Raw genomic sequence first — 693 nt, 5'->3', positions numbered from 1 at the left:
GATAAAAATATGAATCTGGTGCCAATAGGAGTCGTAGGTGAATTAGTTCTTGGTGGTTCAGGAGTAGCAAGGGGCTATTTAAACCATGAGGAATTAACTAACGAAAAGTTTATTAATAGCCCATTTAAGGAAGGTGATCGCTTGTATAAAACAGGTGATGTAGCAAAATGGCTGCCTGATGGAAATATCGAGTTTGTAGGAAGAAGGGATGATCAGGTAAAAATACGTGGGTACCGTATCGAACTGGGCGAGATTGAGAAAACCTTATCCTTGTTACCAGAAGTTCAGCAATGTTGTGTTTTAGCGAGGAAGGATGAGAATGGCAGTAAGCGATTGATCGCTTATGTGGTCTTGGAGGGTAATCTGGATAAGGAAGCTTTGCAAGCGTCCTTGGGAGAGAGTTTACCGGAGTATATGGCGCCCCGCTTGTGGGTGCAGCTAAACGAGATGCCCTTAACAGCCAATGGCAAGCTGGACAGGAAGGCCTTACCGGAATTGGACAGTTCAGCCTTGTCCAGCAAAGAATACGTGGCCCCAAGAACGGAAACGGAGGAGCAGTTAGTACAGATCTGGCAGGATTTGTTGGGTGTTGAAAAGGTGGGTATATACGATAACTTCTTTGAACTGGGCGGCCATAGTTTACTGGCGGTCCGATTGATTTCTACAATCCGAAAGGACTTGGATATAGAGATA

1 protein-coding gene is annotated in these 693 nt (G+C 44.9%); it reads left to right on the top strand.

Features of this window, described 5'->3' with window-relative positions:
* Nucleotides 1–9 precede the first annotated feature (9 nt).
* Nucleotides 10–693, top strand: a 684-nt coding sequence (locus AC04NP_RS30570; RefSeq protein WP_482863927.1) for a non-ribosomal peptide synthetase, incomplete at its 3' end; no start/stop codon positions are given.

The organism is Agaribacillus sp. DX54, assembly GCF_056858335.1.
The sequence above is the reverse complement of the archived record's forward strand: the minus strand, read 5'-3'. Positions and strand labels throughout refer to the sequence as shown.